Consider the following 18,538-nt stretch of genomic DNA (forward strand, 5'->3'; position numbering starts at 1 on the left):
TCCTGATCAATTGAAGGAACCAATACGTTTGAGGTTACCAAAGTTCATCCAGACAAAAAATGCCTTGCCAACAATGTTCTTGTCAGGAACGAACCCCCAATAACGCGAATCGAGCGAGTTGTCGCGGTTGTCACCCATCATGAAGTAGTGGCCCTCAGGCACCTTGCACACCACACCTTCGACGCTGTATTGGCAGTTCTGCTTGAACTGGAATTCATCAGCGCCGGGCACAAAGGCCGGGCGACTGTCGTCGTTGAGCACACGGTGTTTGACGCTGCCCAGGTTTTCCTCAAACTGCTTGAAGTAACGCATGCTGTCTTCGTCAAAAAACTCGGGCACCGCGTTGGTTTCTAGAACTTTGCCATTGATGGTCAGGCGTTTGTTCAGGTAAGCCACTTCGTCACCCGGCACACCCACCACACGTTTGATGTAGTCCAGGCTCGGTTTGGGCGGGTAACGAAACACCATCACATCACCGCGTTTGGGGGCAGTGCCCTCGGTGATTTTGGTGTTGAGCACCGGCAGGCGCAAACCGTATTCAAACTTGTTGACCAGGATCAGATCACCCACCAGCAAGGTCGGAATCATCGAACCCGACGGAATCTTGAAGGGCTCAAACAGGAACGAGCGCAGCACAAACACCGCAATGATCACTGGGAACAGCCCCGCGGTCCAATCCAGCCACCAGGGCTGGGCCAGCAACTTGGCCTTGGCTTCGGTCACATTGCCATCGACCTGGCTGATGCCCAGTTTGCTGAGCTCTTCGTTGCGCTTGAGGGTTTGCACCTCCAGCTCGGCGGCGGCGTGTTGGCGCTGTGGCAAAAAGTAAAAACGCTCGGCCAGCCAGTAGACACCGGTAACCAGCGTGGCCAAAAACAGCAACAGGGCAAAGTTGCCTTCGACCAAACCCACATACCAGGCGCCAATGTAGGCGACAAAGGTCGCCAGAACCAGGGAAGTCAGGGCTTGCATCACGCATCCACCTTCAAAATGGCCAGGAATGCCTCTTGGGGCACCTCGACCGAGCCAATTTGCTTCATGCGTTTTTTGCCTTCTTTTTGTTTCTCAAGCAGCTTGCGTTTGCGCGAAATATCTCCGCCATAACACTTGGCGATCACGTTCTTGCGCAGCGCTTTGATTGTCTCACGGGCAATCACGTTGGCCCCGATGGCGGCCTGGATCGCCACGTCGTACATCTGGCGCGAGATCACCTCACGCATCTTGCCCACCACCGCACGGCCCCGGTAGACCGACTGTGAACGGTGCACGATGATCGACAGTGCATCGACCTTTTCACCGTTGAGCAAGATATCAACCTTGACCACGTCGGCAGTGCGGTACTCCTTGAACTCATAGTCCATCGACGCGTAACCGCGCGAGACACTCTTGAGCTTGTCAAAGAAGTCCATCACGATCTCACCGAGCGGCATTTCGTAAGTCAAGACCACCTGGCGGCCTTTGTAGGCCATGTTCATCTGCACACCACGCTTCTGGTTGGCCAGGGTCATGACCGGGCCCACGTACTCCTGCGGCATGTACAGGTGCACGGTGACGATGGGTTCGCGGATTTCCTCCAGGCGGCCCTGATCGGGCATCTTGGACGGGTTCTCCACCATCTTGACGGTGCCATCGGCCTGCACCACCTGGTAGACCACGCTGGGCGCGGTGGTGATCAGGTCCTGGTCAAACTCACGCTCCAGGCGCTCTTGCACAATTTCCATGTGCAACAGACCCAAAAAGCCGCAGCGGAAGCCAAAACCGAGTGCTTGTGACACCTCGGGTTCGTAATGCAGTGACGCGTCGTTGAGTTTGAGTTTCTCCAGGCTATCGCGCAGGCCTTCGTACTGGTTCGCTTCGGTCGGGTACAGACCAGCAAACACCTGGGGCTGGATTTCCTTGAAACCGGGCAAAGGCTCGGCAGCAGTCGCCGCCGCACCACCGGTACCAGGGCGGATCAGGGTGATGGTGTCACCCACCTTAGCCGCTTGCAACTCGCGAATACCAGCAATGATGTAACCCACCTCACCGGCTTCGAGCGCCTCACGGGGCTGGTTGGCTGGGGTGAACACACCCAGGCTATCGGCGTTGTAGGTGGTGCCGGTGGCCATCATCTTGATGCGCTCGCCCTTGGCCAGACGGCCATCAACCACTCGCACCAGCATCACCACACCGACATAACTGTCAAACCAGCTGTCGATGATCATGGCACGCAAAGCGGCGTCAGGATTACCTTTGGGTGCGGGCACACGCGCCACCACCGCCTCCAGGATGTCGTCGATGCCCAGACCGGTTTTGGCCGAGCAGACGATTGCATCTGCAGCGTCAATGCCAATCACATCTTCAATTTCCGAGCGGGCGTTGTCCGGATCGGCATTGGGTAAGTCGATCTTGTTGAGCACCGGCACCACTTCCACACCGAGGTCGAGCGCGGTGTAGCAGTTGGCCACGGTTTGCGCCTCCACCCCCTGGCTGGCATCGACCACCAGCAGGGCGCCTTCACAGGCCGACAGCGAACGGCTCACCTCGTAGGAAAAGTCCACGTGGCCGGGGGTGTCGATCAGGTTCAGGTTGTAGGTCTTGCCGTCTTTGGCCTTGTACTGCAGGGCAGCGGTCTGCGCCTTGATGGTGATGCCGCGCTCTTTCTCGATGTCCATCGAGTCCAGCACCTGGGCTTCCATCTCGCGCTCCTGCAGGCCACCGCAGCGCTGGATCAGGCGATCAGCCAGCGTTGACTTGCCGTGGTCAATATGGGCAATGATCGAAAAGTTTCTGATGTGATTCATTCGGGCAAACCGACAAAGTGTGTGAAAACCGTGGGAACAGAAAAAAGGGCGCGGTCATAAACGACGCGCCCTGGTCCAAGCTTCTGACGGCCTCAAAGAGAGCCGGGGCTGTATTGTAAGGAAAAAGCGCGTCACCACCCGCAAGTGGCCTGGCGGCGCCAGATGCGCGACCGGTGCCAGGGCTTGGTCACAGCTTATCCCAAGCTTGTGCACCGGCTGTGCACATCATTTCTGTGGCCGGATCACGGTGTACTGCGACCATTCACCACGGCGGAACAACACACTGAGCGGCTTGGTTTTGTCGAGCTTAGCCAACACCGACTCAAACTCCTGCATGTTGCTCACCGTCACATTGGCCAGCGCCACAATGATGTCGCCCTCACGCAAACCGGCACGTGCCGCAGCGTCGGTGGCACTTTCAACACGCACCCCCCCTTTGCCACCGAGCTCCTTGCGGGCTGCGTCGCTCAGATCGGACACCACCAGCCCCAAGCTTTGTGCCGCAGAGGTTTTGGGCGGCTTGGCCGATTTGGAAGAGGCCTTGACAGCGGGTTTGTCCGCCTCGATCTCGGCAATCGTCACCGCAATGTCCTTGGTGGCACCCCGGCGGAACACCGTGAGTGTGCTTTTGGTGCCCGGCTTGGTGTTGCCCACCATGCGTGGCAAGTCGGAGGACTTCTCGACCGCTTTGCCATCAAACTTGATGATGATGTCACCGGCCTCGATACCCGCCTTGTCCGCTGGCGCACCGGCTTCCACCGCACGCACCAGGGCGCCCTGGGGTTTGCCCAGACCAATCGATTCGGCCACCTCTTTGGACACCTGGTCAATCTGCACCCCAATGCGGCCCCGTGTCACCTTGCCGGTGGCGCGCAACTGTTCACTGACACGCACCGCCTCGTCGATCGGGATCGAGAACGAGATGCCCATCGAGCCACCCGAGCGCGAATAAATCTGGCTGTTGATGCCCACCACCTCGCCCCGCATGTTGATCAGTGGCCCGCCTGAGTTGCCCGGGTTGATGGCCACATCGGTCTGGATGAAGGGCAGGTAGTCACCGGTATCGCGCTGCTTGGCACTCACAATGCCCGCGGTCACGGTGTTTTCCAGACCAAAGGGGGAGCCAATCGCCACCACCCATTCCCCCACGCGCAAGCGCCCCACGTCACCGACCTTGACGGCCGGCAGACCGGTGGCTTCGATCTTGACCACCGCCACATCGCTGCGTTTGTCGGAACCAATGATCTTGGCCTTGAACTCACGCTTGTCGGTCAGGGTCACGACCACCTCGTCGGCGCCTTCGACCACATGGGCGTTGGTCATGATCATGCCGTCGGCAGTCAGGATAAAGCCCGAACCCACACCACGCGGCTGCTCTTCGTCACGCGGTTGCTGCTGCTGGTTGCGCGGGGGCGCCTGGCGCGGCATGTTGGGAATCGGGATGCCAAAACGACGGAAAAACTCAAGCATGTCTTCGTCCATCTGCGGCGCCTGGTCTGTGGCGGCGCTGACTTTCTCCAGCGTGCGGATGTTCACCACCGAGGGACTGGTGCGCTCCACCAGATCGGCAAAATCCGGCAGGCTGGCGGCCTGCGCCCAGGCTGACGTGGTTGGCACCAGGGCGGTGAGGGCCGTGGCCATCAACGCGCCGCTGAGGACACAGGCATACAAGCGTTTCCAATTCAAGTGCATCATGTCTGACCTTTTCTGAGAACAAAACAACATATCTGGGGGTTCAGCGTTTTTTTTCAAAGGCTTGCATCAAGAGGTCCAAGGTCTGCGTCGGCACCTCGCCCACCGCCGTCATACACCACGGCCCGACCTGGCGCACACGCAGGCTGGTGGCCCCCAGCGACAGCGGATGGGCCAACAACATGCGCGCATGGCGGTTGGACTCAAACGGCTCCACAAACAGGGACACCGAGGCCAGACCGTCGGAATAAACACATTGCAAGGCACTGCGCCCAGGCGCAGCAGCCCCCTCACCACGCCGGTAACAACGCATCGGCGCAAAACCGGGAACGGCAGAGCCAAGCTCCCAGCCCTCCTCTTGCGCCGTGGTTTTGCGCAGATGCGGGCTGACCACCTGGTAACCCTGGGTGTTGTCCATCAAGGCCTTGAGCTTGGCCATGCTGACCGGCGCCTCGAGCTGCAGCTCTGAAAAAGCCGCCTGTTCCAGCACCTTGCCACTGGGGTCCAGGGTTTGCAACTTGAGCATCAGGCCAGTTTTTTGCTCGGTCCAGATCTGGTAACCAAAACGCAGCACATCCACCGGCAGCAGCTGCACAATGTCCGCCTCCAGTCCGGCCACCCGGCCCTGGCCGACGCTGCGCAGCCGGTAATAACGGGACACCGAGGCATCGGCTTTTTTCAGCAGGTTGGGAAACAGGCCCAACGCCTCGCGCGTTTCATGCACCACGGTGCGGTTTGCGGGCAAAAAGGTGACTACCTCATCGTTGCGCCGAAAGGTGGTGCGCGCGGTGCCGGTGAGCGACTCCACACGCTCCATCTGGCGCCCACCCTCCCCAACGTGCCAGATGCGTGCGCTCGACATGTCGCTGCCAGCGGTGACCACAAAGGTGCCGACATAGGTGCGGTTGCGCGGCGCCTCATGCAGGCGTACCAGCCAGCGCTCGATGTCCGCGCCAGGGGCCTCGGCCGGTGGTGCAGGCGTTGCGGGTTGTGCGGCCAGCCCGAACTGGGTCAGCGCCACCAGCAAGCCAACAGCAGCCTCGCGCCAAGGTCTCAACGTTTGTCCTCGCTGAAGGTGGCATTGCGCAGAAAACCAGCAGGCATCTGCAAGGCGGTGGCACCGCCGACCTGGCGATGTGCAGCCAACAAGGCGTCGAGCTGCGGATCGCGGATCATGAGCGGCGAGCCACCATCGGCACTGACCAGCGCCTGCGGTATACCCCGGGTCGCTGGTGCAGCAGATTGCTGCGCCAGCGTCGCCTCGGTTGGTTGACCCGGCCCCATCCAAACCAGTCCCTGCCAGGCCAGCAGCCCCACGACGGCCACTGATGCCAAACCGGCAACACGCCGCCACCAGGGATCGTTGGCCGCTTCTTTAAAGACTTTTTGGCCTTCAGCCCTTATGGGTAAAGGGCTGACAGCTACTGATTCAGGAGTTTCTTCGACCAGCCGCGAGCGCAAGCGCGCCAGAAAAGCCGGGTCGTGCGCTTGCAAAGGCTCGCCAGAGGCGCGCATCGCCTGACCCACGAGATGGTAGGTATCCCAGGTGTCATCCACCGAGACATCGTTGGCGAATGCATCCAGCGCGCGCGCCACATCTTCACCCTCCAGCGCCCCATCCATCAGGGCGGACAGCCTTTCGCTGTTGTGTTGCGTGTGATCAGACATGAGGTACCTCGCCCCTGTTTTGTTCAAACCGTTCCAACTGCTTCATGTTCACACCCCTTACCAACGTTTACCGGTCTGCCGCTCAAGCAGCGGACGCACCTTGGCAGAAATGGCCTCACGCGCCCGGAAAATCCGCGAACGCACGGTGCCAATCGGACACGCCATCAGTTGGGCAATGTCTTCGTAAGTCAAACCATCCATCTCTCGCAAACTGATGGCCTGACGCAAATCGTCCGGCAACTCGGCCAGCGCCTGGCTCACCGCCTGGCCAATTTCCTTGGCCGCCAACACCGACTCCGGTGTCTCGTCTGTGCTTGGTTCGTTTTTGGGCCGGAAAGTTTCATCCTCATCGTCTTTGGGCGCCAGCGCGCTGTCCGAGACGGTGGGGTCCCGCTTCAATTCGAGCAGAAATTTCTTGGCCGTGTTGACCGCAATGCGATAGAGCCAGGTGTAGAACTGGGCGTCACCACGAAACTGGTGCAAGGCCCGGTAAGCACGGATGAAGGTTTCCTGGGCAATGTCTTCGACCAGGTCCACATCACGCACCATGCGGCCAATCAGCCGCTCCACTCGGCGTTGGTATTTGATGACCAGCAACTCAAACGCCCGCTGGTCACCAGCCTGCGCGCGCTCAACCAGCACCGCATCGCTGTCGGGCTCGCGTGGCATGGCAGTGTCTGGCGTCGGTGTGTTGACGGTCATGGTGCCACCCAGTCGGCATCAGCAGTCGGCTGTGCTGGCTGGCGCGCAAACACGGCACGCCGACAGGCTCGCCAGCGCGCAGGTGCGGCCGAGCGCGCCAGACAGACCCACTGCGTGGGCGCGTCCTGGGCGCGCAATTGCATCAGCATCAGATGCTGCAGGTCCAGTGTCACCCGCAGGGTCACGGGGCGCGACAGATCCCCAAGCGCCCAGATCCAGTGCTGGCCGTCCCAGGTGAGTGTGCCGTTTGGCGTGTGCCGCCAGGACCACAGGGCCAGCACCGCGCTGATCAACCAGAGCAAGCCGCCCAGCAGATGCCCCAGCCTGGGTGTGTCGGTATTCACCGCCCAGGCCAGCAGCACGCAGGCACCCAAGCCATAAAGCCCAGCCAGCACAGCGCCGTAGAAAGACGAACGCCCCACCGGGTAGCTGACCGCTGGGGCGCTGTGCATCAGAAAAAATGGCTGAAAGAGGCGAATCCCGCAGTCAGTGGGATCAAGCAGAGCGCTTGAACACCAACGAGCCGTTGGTGCCACCAAAACCAAAATTGTTCTTGATGGCCACGTCGATCTTCATGTCACGCGCCGTGTTGGCGCAGTAGTCCAGGTCGCAGTCTGGGTCCTGGTTGAAGATGTTCATGGTCGGCGGGCTCTTCTGGTGGTGCAGCGCCAGCACGGTCACCACCGACTCCAGACCACCCGCGCCTCCCAACAAATGGCCAGTCATCGACTTGGTGGAATTGACCACCACCTTCTTGGCGTGATCACCCAGGGCGGCCTTGATGGCGTTGGACTCGTTGGTGTCACCCAGCGGGGTCGAGGTGCCGTGAGCATTGACGTAATTCACCTGGTCGGCGTTGACACCGGCATTCTGCATGGCCATCAGCATGGCGCGACGTGGGCCGTCCATGTTGGGCGCGGTCATGTGACCGGCATCCCCACTCATACCAAAACCGGCGAGTTCGGCGTAAATCTTGGCGCCACGGGCCTTGGCGTGTTCGTACTCTTCGAGCACCATCACACCGGCACCCTCGCCCAGCACAAAACCGTCACGGTCACGATCCCAGGGGCGCGAGGCGGTGGCCGGGTCATCGTTGCGGGTGCTCAGGGCACGCATCGCGGCAAAACCACCCACACCCAACGGGGAAATGGTGGCCTCAGCACCACCGGCGACCACCACATCGGCGTCACCGTATTCGATCATGCGCCCGGCCTGACCAATGCAGTGCAAACCGGTGGTGCAAGCTGTCACGATGGCCAGATTCGGGCCTTTGAAGCCGCAGCGGATCGACACATGACCGGCGATCATGTTGACGATGGTGGAAGGCACAAAAAACGGCGAGATACGACGCGCACCGCGCTGCATGTACTCGGCGTGCATGCTCTCGATCATCGGCAGACCACCAATGCCCGAACCAATGACGCAGCCAATGCGCGTGGCGAGTTCTTCACTCAAGGCATCACCCCGGGGCAGGCCCGCGTCAGCGACGGCTTGCTCGGCGGCGGCAATACCAAAGTGGATGAAGGTGTCCATGGTGCGCGCTTCCTTGGCGCTCATGTAGGCTTCAATGTCAAACCCTTTGACTTCGGCTGCGATCTTGCAGCTGAAAGTGGAAGCGTCAAACTTGGTGATCAGGCCCACGCCCGATTGACCAGCCAGCAGATTCGCCCAAGTGGTGTCGACCGTGTTTCCAACGGGACTGACACAACCGAGACCGGTGACAACTACGCGACGACGGGACATAAGAATAAGCAGTCAGTGGTTCGTCTGTAAAAAGCCTGATGCCTTGCGCAGGCATCAGGCTGTGAAATGGTGACGCTGCCCGGTGGTGTCAAACACCCCTGCAGCGAAGCGGCACCCTTGGGCGCCGCGCTTGGATTCATTACGCTTTTTTGTGCGTTGTGGCGTAATCCACAGCGTTTTGCACCGTGGTGATCTTTTCAGCATCTTCGTCAGGGATTTCAATGCCGAACTCGTCTTCGAGCGCCATCACCAACTCCACGGTGTCGAGCGAGTCGGCACCCAGATCAGCCACAAAGGCTTTTTCATTGGTCACTTGTGACTCTTCCACACCGAGTTGTTCGGCAATGATTTTTTTAACGCGTGCTTCAATATCGCTCATGAGTTCCCTCAAAGGGTTGTAAAAAGATCCGTCATTTTAACCGGACGGATATGTCGGCTGGATGGCTTCTGTTTATACACCGATCACGCCATGAACATGCCACCATTGACATGCAATTCCTGGCCGGTGACATACGCTGCCTGGGGAGACGCCAGATAAGCCACCGCATGGGCGATGTCGGCTGGTTTGCCCAGGTGGCCCAAGGGGATCTGGCCCATCAAGGCTTTGTGCTGCTCCTCGGGCAGACCGGCGGTCATGTCGGTTTCAATGAACCCCGGGGCAATGCAGTTGACGGTGATGTTGCGCGAACCCAACTCACGCGCCAGTGCACGCGTCATGCCCGCCACACCCGCCTTGGCAGCCGCGTAATTGGCCTGACCCGGGTTGCCGGACGCCCCCACCACCGAGGTGATGCTGATGATGCGGCCATAACGCTGCTTCATCATGGTGCGCATGACAGCACGGCTCATCCTGAACACCGCTTTGAGATTGGTGTCCAGCACCGCATCCCATTCCTCGTCTTTCATGCGCATGGTCAGGTTGTCGCGGGTGATGCCGGCGTTGTTGACCAGAATCTGCAGGCCGCCGTGGGTCTTGACGATTTCGTCAATCAGGGCGTCGACACCAGCCGCATCATTGACATTGAGGGTTTTGCCGCTACAGCCGTCAAACGCAGCCAGGGCCTGGCTGATTTTGGCGGCGCCGTCGTCGGTGGTGGCGGTGCCAATCACCTTGAGGCCTTGGTGTGCCAGTTGCAACGCAATCGCCGCGCCAATGCCGCGCGAAGCGCCGGTGACCAGGGCCACCTGGCCTTGAAATGTGGGTTCACTCATGAATTCAGGCTTCCAAAAGACTTGTTTTGACGTCCGCCAGCGAGGCGACATCGAACAACGCCAGACCCGACAGGTCGGGCGCAATACGTTTGGCCATACCAGCCAAAACCTTGCCGGGACCACATTCGACCAAGGTGGACAAACCACGGGCTTGCAGGGCCTGCACCACTTCGACCCAGCGCACCGGGCCAAACGCCTGACGCACCAGTGCATCGCGGATACGTTGTGGGTCGGACTCCACTGCCACGTCGATGTTGTTGATGACCGGGATTTGCGGCGCCGCAAATGCAACGGTGTCGAGTTGGTCCTTGAGTTTCAACGCCGCTGGCTGCATCAGGCTGGAGTGGAAAGGCGCCGACACCGGCAGGGGCAAGGCACGCTTGGCACCCTGGGCCTTGAGCACCACACAGGCCTGGTCCACCGCGGCCTTGGAACCAGCAATCACGGTCTGGCCCGGGTCGTTGAAATTGACAGCCTCCACAACTTCTGTGGCATTCTGGCCAAAAGACCCCGTCACCTCTGCACAGATAGCGATCACTTTGGAAGCATCCATACCCAGAATGGCAGCCATGGCGCCCACCCCTACCGGCACCGCTTCCTGCATCGCCTGGGCCCGAAAACGTACCAGCGGTGCAGCCTGGGACAGCGTCAGCACCCCCGAAGCCACCAACGCCGAATACTCGCCGAGTGAATGCCCAGCCACTGCAGCAGGCGCCACGCCCACTTCCGCCATCCAGACGCGGTAGGCAGCCACACCCGCCACCAGCATCACCGGCTGGGTGTTGGTGGTGAGCGCCAGCGCCTCCTTGGGGCCTTCCTTGATCAACTGGCCAACATCTTCATGCAGGGCGTCCGAGGCCTCGGCCACGGCAACCCGCACCTGCGGATGATCAGCCCAGCCGTCCAGCATGCCGACCGACTGCGAACCCTGACCCGGAAATACAAAAGCAAATGGTTTCATAAATGTCACGGAAAAGTTTCAGAGATATATGACAAATCTGCCTTAAGCCCTTATTGAATAAGGACCGATAGCTACAACTTTAAAAGCACCGAACCCCAGGTGAAGCCACCGCCCACCCCTTCGAGCAGTACCGTCTGACCGGGCTTGATCTGCCCCGCGCGCACGGCGGTATCGAGTGCCAGCGGGATCGATGCGGCCGAGGTGTTGCCATGCTGGTCCACCGTGACCACCACCTTGTCCAGCGACAATTTGAGCTTGCGTGCAGTGCTCTGCATGATGCGGATATTGGCCTGGTGTGGCACCAACCAGTCAATGTCGACCTCGGTCTTGCCAGCCTTGGCCAGCACCGCGCGGGCGGTCTGATCCAACACACTCACAGCCAGTTTAAAAACCGCCTGGCCATCCATGCGCAACAAGGGCAAGCCCTGTATTTGCCCACCCGAGACATGCCCTGGCACACACAAAATGTCGGTGTATTTGCCGTCAGCATGGATATCGGTGGCCAGAATGCCCTCCTCGTTGGAGGCCTCCAACACCACCGCACCGGCGCCGTCGCCAAACAAGACACAGGTGGTGCGGTCCTTGAAATCCAGAATCCGAGAAAATATTTCGGAACCCACCACCAACGCCTTGGTCGCCGTGCCCGACTTGATCAAAGCGTCCGCCACCGTCATCGCATAAATAAAACCACTGCACACCGCCTGCACATCAAACGCGGCGCCACCGTGGGCACCCAGTTTGCCCTGCAGGATGGTCGCGGTCGACGGAAACACCATGTCCGGCGTTGAGGTCGCCACGATGATCAGGTCGATGTCTTGCGCCTGACGGCCTGCCGCCTCAAGCGCTCGCTGACAGGCCAACAAGGCCATGTCGCTGCAGCTCATCTCAGGGTCAACAAAGTGTCGGGCACGGATGCCGGTGCGCTCGACAATCCACTCATCACTGGATTCGATTCCCTGTGTGGCCAATTGCGCGACCAGGTCGGCATTGGTCAGGCGATTCGGTGGCAGATAACTGCCGGTGCCGGTAATACGTGCGTAAGTGTTCATAAATCAAACCAAGACAGCGGCTTCAGTCGGTAAACGTGTTTCAACTGGCGCCAACAGAGGTGCAGCGTGCGCAATGCGCACCCGGACCCGTTCCAACAAATCGTTGCGGGCCGCATCATACGCCCGCGTCAGGGCATAACCAAACGCCAGATCGTCGGCTGAACCATGGCTCTTGAACACCAGGCCACGCAAACCCAACAAGGCGCCGCCGTTGTAACGACGATGGTCCATGCGCTTTTTAAGCGCCGATATCACCGGATAAGCAATCAACGCCGCTGCTTTTGTGAAGATATTGCGAGAAAACTCTTTGCGCAAAAAGTCCACAATCATCCCAGCCAGGCCTTCGCTGGCCTTGAGGGCCACATTGCCCACAAAACCGTCACACACCACAATGTCGGCCGTGCCCTTGAAAATATCATTGCCTTCGACATTGCCATAGAAATTGAGGTCACCGGTCTGGGAGGCGGTGCGCAGCAATTCCCCGGTTTTTTTGATGACTTCGTTGCCCTTGATGGCTTCCTCACCAATATTGAGCAAACCCACAGTCGGGTTTTCGTTGCCACTGAGCACCGACACCAGGGCCGAACCCATCACCGCAAACTGCACCAAGTGCTCAGCGGTGCAATCCACATTGGCCCCCATGTCCAGCACCGTGGTACCCAAGCCCTTGGCATTGGGAATCTGACCGGCAATGGCCGGTCGATCAATGCCATCCAGGGTTTTCAGAACATAACGCGAGATCGCCATCAAGGCGCCGGTATTGCCCGCCGATACCACCGCCTGTGCAGCGCCGTCTTTCACCTGAGTGATCGCCACCCGCATGGACGAGTCTTTTTTGCGGCGCAGCGCCACTTCCAACGGGTCGTCCATGGTGACCACCTCGCTGGCCAGCACCACGGTGGCACGCGGATGGCTGTAGCCACGCATACTCTCAGACAAACCCACCATGATCAAGGCCGCATCAGGATGCGTATCCAGAAAACGGCTACAGGCGGGCAAAGTGACACGGGGGCCGTGGTCACCCCCCATGCAGTCAACAGCAATAGTGATCATGGATAGCTAACACCAGCAAACTTCAAAAAACAGCGAAAAATAAGTCGCAAAACCAAATCACAAATGCAAAGGCCCGAGGCTACACACAAAGGTAGCCTCGGGCCTGGATGCGTTTGAATCGGGTTTAGGCTTCAGACTTGGTCTTGAGCACCTTGCGACCACGGTAAAAACCGGTGGGGCTGATGTGGTGACGCAGGTGAATTTCGCCAGTGGTGGACTCGACAGCAATGCCGGGCACCACGAGGGCGTTGTGTGAACGGTGCATACCGCGCTTGGAAGGTGACTTCTTGTTTTGTTGGACGGCCATGTTCCGCTCCTAAAGACTGTAAGCCGCCCTCAAAAAAGGCAACTTCGGGTTATTGAGATACACGCAGTTCATCTGCGCAAAAGCTGTAGAGTATAACCGATCACAAACCGTTCGGCTAGCCCAGTGTTTATGCCTTGCCTTTGAGCTGTGCCAGCACCGCAAACGGGTTGGGCTTCTCAACGGGTACCTCAAAGTCGTCATCCACCGCGAGCATCTTGACGTTGACCGGGCAGGTCTCGTGGCGCGGCACCAAGGGCAAAGCCATCAGCACCTCGTCTTCCACCAGCGTTGCCAGGTCAAACTCACGGCTGATCACGAGCAGGTCTTCTTCACTCTCGTCGTCCTGCTGCTCGGCCACGGCCTCGCTCTCGACAAAACGGAACTCACGATTCACCTGCAACGCCACATCCACCGGGCCCAGGCAACGCTGACAAATCTGGGGCATCGCGGTGGCCACCGTCAGGTGCAGACAGTTGGTCGGCTGCCCGGCAGGATCGGGGCGCACCTCGACCTGCGCCGTCCAATGCAGGGCATTTTCGCCTGCTAGCCCTTGTGTTTCCTGCATCAGGCGCTCATAACTTGATAACACGTCATGGCCTTCCATGAGCAGTTGGGAGGCTGCGGCGTGCCGGACGTCAAATTTGGGGGGGTGCTTGTGTTCCATCATGGGAGGCAGTGTAAGAGAATCGCCGCATGAGTTCTTTACCCCCACGCCCCCTCATCCTTGCCTCCACCTCGGTCTACCGCCGCCAGTTGCTCGAACGTTTGCGCCTGCCGTTCAGCGTGATTGCCTCTCAGGTCGATGAAACCCCGCTGCCCGGCGAGACCCCGCCTGACATCGCCTGCCGCCTGGCGCTGACCAAGGCGCAATCTGTTGCACAAGACCACCCAACGGCGGTGGTGATCGGCTCCGACCAGGTGGCCGACCTGGCTGGTCAAGCGCTGGGCAAACCCGGCAACCACGTGCGCGCTGTCGCCCAACTGCAGACCATGCGCGGCAAGACCGTGGTGTTTCAGACTGCCGTGGCGGTGGTCTGCCTGGAAACAGGCTTTGCCCAAACCGAACTGGCACAGGTCAAGGTGCGCTTTCGCGCGCTGACGGACGCACAGATTGAAGCCTATTTGCTGGCGGAAACCCCCTACGACTGTGCTGGCAGCGCCAAAAGCGAGGGCTTGGGCATTGCCTTGCTGGAACGCATCGACAACGACGACCCGACCGCACTGATTGGCCTACCGCTGATTCGCACCTGCCAGCTGATCGAAGCTGCCGGCATCCAGGTGGTGTGAGCATGAGCACAAGCAACACCCCTGGCTCCTTGTATCTGGTGCCCGCACCGCTCGACTTTGGCTGTGACGACAGCACCGATTTACAAGCCAGCCTGCCGCTGGGCACCCTGCAAACAGCGGCCAGCCTGCGCCACTGGGTGTGTGAAAACGCCAAATCGGCGCGCGCCTACCTCAAACGCATCCACGAGATCACGCCGCTGTGCTGCAGCATCCAGGACATGCAACTGGTGGAGCTGCCGCGTGAGGTGCACAAAAAAGGTGACCACCACGGCAATTTCGACGCACGCGGCCTGTTACAGCCCGCGCTGGATGGCCACGCTGTGGGTCTGATCAGTGAGGCCGGTATGCCCGCCGTGGCAGATCCGGGCTCGTCTGTGGTACGTGCCGCGCACGACCTCGGCATCGCGGTGGTGCCACTGGTCGGGCCGGTGTCGCTGCTGCTGGCCCTGGCAGCCAGCGGGCTCAACGGCCAGAGTTTTGCATTTGTGGGTTATTTGCCGCAGGATCCGTCCCAGCGCGCCACACGCATCCGTGAACTTGAAGCCCTGGCCTTGCGCAGCGGGCAGACCCAGCTGTTCATCGAGACCCCCTACCGCAACCAAGCCATGCTGCAGTCCTTGCTGCAAACTTTGCAGCACAACACCCGCCTGGCAATTGGGTCTGGGCTGACTTTGCCACGTGCCCAACTGGTGAGTGACAGCATCAAAGGCTGGAAGAAGAAAAGCAGCCCGCTCAACAACAGCACACCGGCAGTGTTTGCGATTGGTCGTTAACCAGCGCCAACCAGCGCAAGCGGGCAAGTCCCGCTGCCGCCAGCTCAGCGACAACGAGGATTAACGCAGCACAGCCGAGGACTGGGTGGCCTGCACCACCGCAGCACCCAGCGCCGCGCCAAAGCGCTTGACCAGGCGCTCGGCGACGTTGTCACGGCGGGTGTAGTCGATGATCTCCTCAGCCTTCACCACCTCACGCGCCACATAGTCAATGCTGCCCAGCTGGTCAGCCAGACCCAGCTCGATGGCTTGCTGGCCGCTCCAGAACAGGCCGCTGAAGGTGTCGGCGTCTTCCTTGAGCCGGGTGCCGCGCCCGGTTTTGACGGCGGTGATGAACTGCTGGTGGATCTGGTTGAGCATGGCCTGGGCGTATTCGCGCTGGCGCTCGGTCTGCGGGCTGAACGGGTCCAGAAAACCTTTGTTCTCCCCCGCCGTCATCAGGCGCCGCTCCACACCGAGCTTCTCCATCAGGCCGGTGAAACCAAAACCGTCCATCAGCACACCAATGCTGCCAACGATGCTGGCCTTGTCCACGTAGATCTTGTCCGCCGCCACCGCGATGTAATACGCCGCCGAGGCACAAGACTCCTCCACCACCGCGTACACGGGCTTGTTGTGCAAGACCTTGAGACGGCGGATTTCATCGTTCACGATGCCTGCCTGCACCGGGCTACCACCCGGGGAGTTGATCAAAAGCACCACCGCCTGCGCCCCGGCATCCTCAAAAGCGGCGCGCACCGACGACAGGATCAGCTCAGCGCTGGCCTCATTGCCTGAGGCAATTTCACCCTTGATGTCCACCACGGCGGTGTGGGGGGTGGTCACATTTTTGGTGGTGTTGCTTTGGTCAAACCCGAACCAGGCCACAGCGATCAGAAACACCAGCCAGGCCAGACGCACAAAATTGCGCCAACGCCGTGCCAAGCGTTGCTCGTGCAGCGACGCAAACGCCAGCTTCTCCAGCGTGGCCCGCTCCCAGCCAAGGGCAGCGGGCTCGCCAGACACTTTGTTTTGTGTAGCACCTAGCCCTTTATCTATATGGGCTTGGGCCGCATTTGGCGTATATTCCGGCACGGGCGAGGCACCTGGCTTGTCCGTATCAAGGGGTTCTGTCATAAAGCTTGCTTGCGTTGTAGTTTGTCGGAAGTATGCCAGTGCACCATGCCCGCTTCTTCGCTGACCGCAATTTTGACCAGGCCACCACGGCAACGGCCCATCAGGCACTGGCCGGTCTGGGGCGAATACATGGCCCCGTGGGTGGCACACATCAGCCAGTGGCCGGTGCTGTCAAAAAACTGGTTGGGCTGGTAATCCATCTCCATCGGCACATGGGTACAACGGTTTATGTAAGCGTAAACCGTGCCAGCGTAACGCACGGCAAATGCCGCGACGCTTTCCGAGTAATAACGCACCTCAAACGGCACCGCCTCACCGCTGTCCACAAGATCGGACGATGGGCACAAAAACACCGACTCAGACATCGGGCTCATGCAATCAAGGCACGCGCCATCTCAGCCATGGGCCAACAGCCAGTCACGCATCTGGGGCACGCTGTGGGCAACATGTAAAGGCTTGAGTGCGCCAAACACCGCATGGTCATGCGCACCATAACTCACCGCCAGACTCGGGCAACCGGCGTTGAGCGCCATTTGTAAGTCGTGTGTGGTGTCGCCCACCATCAGGGTGCGCTCGGGGGGCACATCAAATTCCGCCATCAGTTCGTTGAGCATCAGGGGGTCGGGCTTACCTGCCGTCTGGTCGGCGGTGCGTGAGGCATCAAACACCCCCGCCAGGTCAGCGCTGCCCAGGGCCTCGTCCAGACCTCGGCGGCTTTTGCCTGTAGCCACCACCAGCAGGTGGCCGCGCGCCTTGAGCTCGGCCAGCAGCGGCAACACCCCTTCAAACAGACTGATTTCATGCTGGATGGCAAAGTAATGGTGGCGGTAGCGGTCTCCCAGCTTGGGGTAAAGCGCCTCGGGCACATCGGGCGCAGCGTGCGCCAGCGCCTGCATCAGGCCCATGCCAATCACGTACGAAGCTTCTTCATACGTCGGCTCCTTGCCCCCCACATCACGCACCGCCGCCTGGATGCAGCGGGCAATGATGGCGGTGGAGTCAAACAGGGTGCCATCCCAGTCGAAGGCGATCAGATCAAAGTTGCGTGGGGTCATGAGGGGTCAATCAGGGCGCGGCGCCAGTACAGCGGCGGAAAAATGGGCGAGTTCGGGGGGCAAGTCTGCCAGCAATTCGATCGGTTCACCGCTGGCGGGATGATGTAACTGCAAACGCCAGGCGTGTAAAAACATGCGTTTGAGCTGGTGTTGTGCACTGGCGCGGGCCAACAGCTTGTTGTGGTCAAAGTCGCCGTATTTGTCATCACCCAGGATCGGGAAACCTTCGCTGGCCAGATGCACCCGGATCTGGTGGGTGCGTCCGGTCTTGATCGTCACTTCGAGCAGTGAATAGTCGGCGCTGCTCGCACGTATTTTCACCAGCGTGACAGAGGGCATACCGTCCGGGTCATCGCGCGACACCACTTTGACACGTCGCTCACCCGCTTGCGCCTCGTTGCCGTCGAGCAGGTATTTGTGCAAGGGTTTGTCCAGCACCTTCAACTTGGCGGGCCACTGACCACGCACCATAGCCAGGTAGGTCTTGCCGGTCTGGCGCGTGCGGAACTGGTCTTGCAGCTGTTTGAGGGCGCTGCGTTTTTTGGCCACCAGCAAGATGCCGCTGGTTTCGCGGTCTAGCCGGTGCACCAGCTCCAGGAATTTGGCCTGCGGGCGAGCCATGCGCAACTGCTCGATCACCCCAAAACTCACCCCGGAGCCGCCATGTACCGCCACACCGGCGGGTTTGTTGATGGCGATCAGGTGATCGTCTTCAAGCAGCACTGGAAAATCGCGCGCCGGTGCACCATGCGCCACATGCTCAGCCATGGCCTGTTCTTTTTCAGCCACCCGTTCGGAGATCCGTACAGGCGGCACCCGCAGCAGATCGCCGGTCTGTAGCCGGGTATCGGCACCGACCCGGCCTTTGTTGACCCGCACCTCACCACTGCGGATCAGGCGGTAGATGTGGGTCTTGGGCACGCCCTTGAGATGGCGGATCAGGAAGTTGTCGACCCGTTGGCCCGATGCATCTTCGTCGATACAAAGGGTTTCTACTTTGGGGGCGGGCGGAGCAGGTTTGCCCCCTATAATGACTTTCACTGGCGATGTGCTGTAAGTGGTTGATTTAACAGAAAGTTAATTCGTTGGATGGTGAAGTTTAGTTCACACACCTCCTGCCTCGCCAGAAAAGTCGGT

21 protein-coding genes are annotated in these 18,538 nt (G+C 60.0%); 2 read left to right on the plus strand and 19 right to left on the minus strand.

Annotated elements, in window-relative coordinates; translation table 11 throughout:
* Nucleotides 1-6 precede the first annotated feature (6 nt).
* From lepB to FDG13_RS20395, 15 genes are all read right to left on the minus strand, one after another.
* The gene (lepB, locus tag FDG13_RS20325) at nt 7-972 is read right to left on the minus strand and encodes a signal peptidase I (RefSeq protein WP_180132465.1); all 966 of its coding nucleotides are present in this window, start codon (nt 970-972) and stop codon (nt 7-9) included.
* A complete protein-coding gene (gene lepA, locus FDG13_RS20330; RefSeq protein WP_180132466.1) occupies nt 972-2,783 on the minus strand; it encodes a translation elongation factor 4 in 1,812 nt (603 codons plus the stop codon). The genes lepB and lepA overlap by 1 nt, the downstream gene beginning before the upstream one ends.
* 225 nt (nt 2,784-3,008) lie before the next feature.
* The gene (locus FDG13_RS20335; RefSeq protein ID WP_180132467.1) at nt 3,009-4,478 is read right to left on the minus strand and encodes a DegQ family serine endoprotease; all 1,470 of its coding nucleotides are present in this window, start codon (nt 4,476-4,478) and stop codon (nt 3,009-3,011) included.
* Between the two features lie 40 nt (nt 4,479-4,518).
* The gene (locus FDG13_RS20340) at nt 4,519-5,532 is read right to left on the minus strand and encodes a MucB/RseB C-terminal domain-containing protein (protein WP_255435341.1); all 1,014 of its coding nucleotides are present in this window, start codon (nt 5,530-5,532) and stop codon (nt 4,519-4,521) included.
* Entirely contained in the window at nt 5,529-6,143 is a 615-nt protein-coding gene (locus tag FDG13_RS20345) for a sigma-E factor negative regulatory protein (protein ID WP_180132468.1), read from the minus strand. Before FDG13_RS20345 ends, FDG13_RS20340 begins: the two co-directional genes overlap by 4 nt.
* Before the next feature lie 57 nt (nt 6,144-6,200).
* On the minus strand, nt 6,201-6,845 hold the full coding sequence (rpoE, locus tag FDG13_RS20350; protein ID WP_180132469.1) for an RNA polymerase sigma factor RpoE: 645 nt from the start codon (nt 6,843-6,845) through the stop codon (nt 6,201-6,203).
* Complete coding sequence (locus tag FDG13_RS20355; RefSeq protein ID WP_180132470.1) at nt 6,842-7,297, minus strand: hypothetical protein; 456 nt, start codon at nt 7,295-7,297, stop codon at nt 6,842-6,844. Before FDG13_RS20355 ends, rpoE begins: the two co-directional genes overlap by 4 nt.
* A 43-nt stretch (nt 7,298-7,340) precedes the next feature.
* Nucleotides 7,341-8,588, minus strand: a complete 1,248-nt coding sequence (gene fabF / locus FDG13_RS20360; RefSeq protein ID WP_180132471.1) for a beta-ketoacyl-ACP synthase II — start codon at nt 8,586-8,588, stop codon at nt 7,341-7,343.
* A 139-nt stretch (nt 8,589-8,727) separates the two neighbouring features.
* Complete coding sequence (acpP, locus tag FDG13_RS20365) at nt 8,728-8,967, minus strand: acyl carrier protein (protein ID WP_078364073.1); 240 nt, start codon at nt 8,965-8,967, stop codon at nt 8,728-8,730.
* Between the two features lie 83 nt (nt 8,968-9,050).
* A complete protein-coding gene (gene fabG / locus FDG13_RS20370) occupies nt 9,051-9,800 on the minus strand; it encodes a 3-oxoacyl-ACP reductase FabG (protein WP_180132472.1) in 750 nt (249 codons plus the stop codon).
* A 4-nt stretch (nt 9,801-9,804) separates the two neighbouring features.
* The gene (fabD, locus tag FDG13_RS20375; RefSeq protein WP_180132473.1) at nt 9,805-10,761 is read right to left on the minus strand and encodes an ACP S-malonyltransferase; all 957 of its coding nucleotides are present in this window, start codon (nt 10,759-10,761) and stop codon (nt 9,805-9,807) included.
* A 71-nt stretch (nt 10,762-10,832) separates the two neighbouring features.
* Nucleotides 10,833-11,810 carry a beta-ketoacyl-ACP synthase III gene (locus tag FDG13_RS20380; protein WP_180132474.1) on the minus strand — a complete coding sequence of 326 codons (978 nt, stop codon included), beginning with the start codon at nt 11,808-11,810 and terminating at the stop codon, nt 10,833-10,835.
* Nucleotides 11,811-11,813: 3 nt separating this feature from the next.
* A complete protein-coding gene (gene plsX, locus FDG13_RS20385; RefSeq protein ID WP_180132475.1) occupies nt 11,814-12,863 on the minus strand; it encodes a phosphate acyltransferase PlsX in 1,050 nt (349 codons plus the stop codon).
* 124 nt (nt 12,864-12,987) lie between these two features.
* Complete coding sequence (rpmF, locus tag FDG13_RS20390) at nt 12,988-13,170, minus strand: 50S ribosomal protein L32 (RefSeq protein WP_078364078.1); 183 nt, start codon at nt 13,168-13,170, stop codon at nt 12,988-12,990.
* A 127-nt stretch (nt 13,171-13,297) separates the two neighbouring features.
* Nucleotides 13,298-13,834: a DUF177 domain-containing protein gene (locus FDG13_RS20395; protein WP_255435342.1), complete on the minus strand. Its 537-nt coding sequence runs from the start codon at nt 13,832-13,834 to the stop codon at nt 13,298-13,300.
* A 29-nt stretch (nt 13,835-13,863) separates the two neighbouring features.
* On the opposite strand from FDG13_RS20395, the gene FDG13_RS20400 reads away from it, so the two are divergent.
* Nucleotides 13,864-14,457 carry a Maf family nucleotide pyrophosphatase gene (locus FDG13_RS20400; protein WP_180132477.1) on the plus strand — a complete coding sequence of 198 codons (594 nt, stop codon included), beginning with the start codon at nt 13,864-13,866 and terminating at the stop codon, nt 14,455-14,457.
* A gap of 2 nt (nt 14,458-14,459) precedes the next feature.
* Entirely contained in the window at nt 14,460-15,230 is a 771-nt protein-coding gene (locus FDG13_RS20405) for an SAM-dependent methyltransferase (protein WP_180132478.1), read from the plus strand.
* A 60-nt stretch (nt 15,231-15,290) separates the two neighbouring features.
* Here the strand turns inward: FDG13_RS20405 and FDG13_RS20410 are convergent, their stop codons facing one another.
* The 4 genes from FDG13_RS20410 to FDG13_RS20425 are packed head-to-tail and all read right to left on the minus strand — an operon-like array spanning nt 15,291 to nt 18,442.
* Nucleotides 15,291-16,346: a S49 family peptidase gene (locus FDG13_RS20410; RefSeq protein WP_180132479.1), complete on the minus strand. Its 1,056-nt coding sequence runs from the start codon at nt 16,344-16,346 to the stop codon at nt 15,291-15,293.
* A complete protein-coding gene (locus FDG13_RS20415) occupies nt 16,343-16,711 on the minus strand; it encodes a Rieske 2Fe-2S domain-containing protein (RefSeq protein WP_180132602.1) in 369 nt (122 codons plus the stop codon). Before FDG13_RS20415 ends, FDG13_RS20410 begins: the two co-directional genes overlap by 4 nt.
* Before the next feature lie 30 nt (nt 16,712-16,741).
* Nucleotides 16,742-17,401 carry an HAD family hydrolase gene (locus FDG13_RS20420; protein ID WP_180132480.1) on the minus strand — a complete coding sequence of 220 codons (660 nt, stop codon included), beginning with the start codon at nt 17,399-17,401 and terminating at the stop codon, nt 16,742-16,744.
* Nucleotides 17,402-17,407: 6 nt separating this feature from the next.
* Complete coding sequence (locus FDG13_RS20425; protein ID WP_180132481.1) at nt 17,408-18,442, minus strand: RluA family pseudouridine synthase; 1,035 nt, start codon at nt 18,440-18,442, stop codon at nt 17,408-17,410.
* Nucleotides 18,443-18,538 lie beyond the last annotated feature (96 nt).

The sequence above is a fragment of the Rhodoferax sp. BLA1 genome (assembly GCF_013416775.1).
GTDB lineage: Bacteria > Pseudomonadota > Gammaproteobacteria > Burkholderiales > Burkholderiaceae_C > Rhodoferax.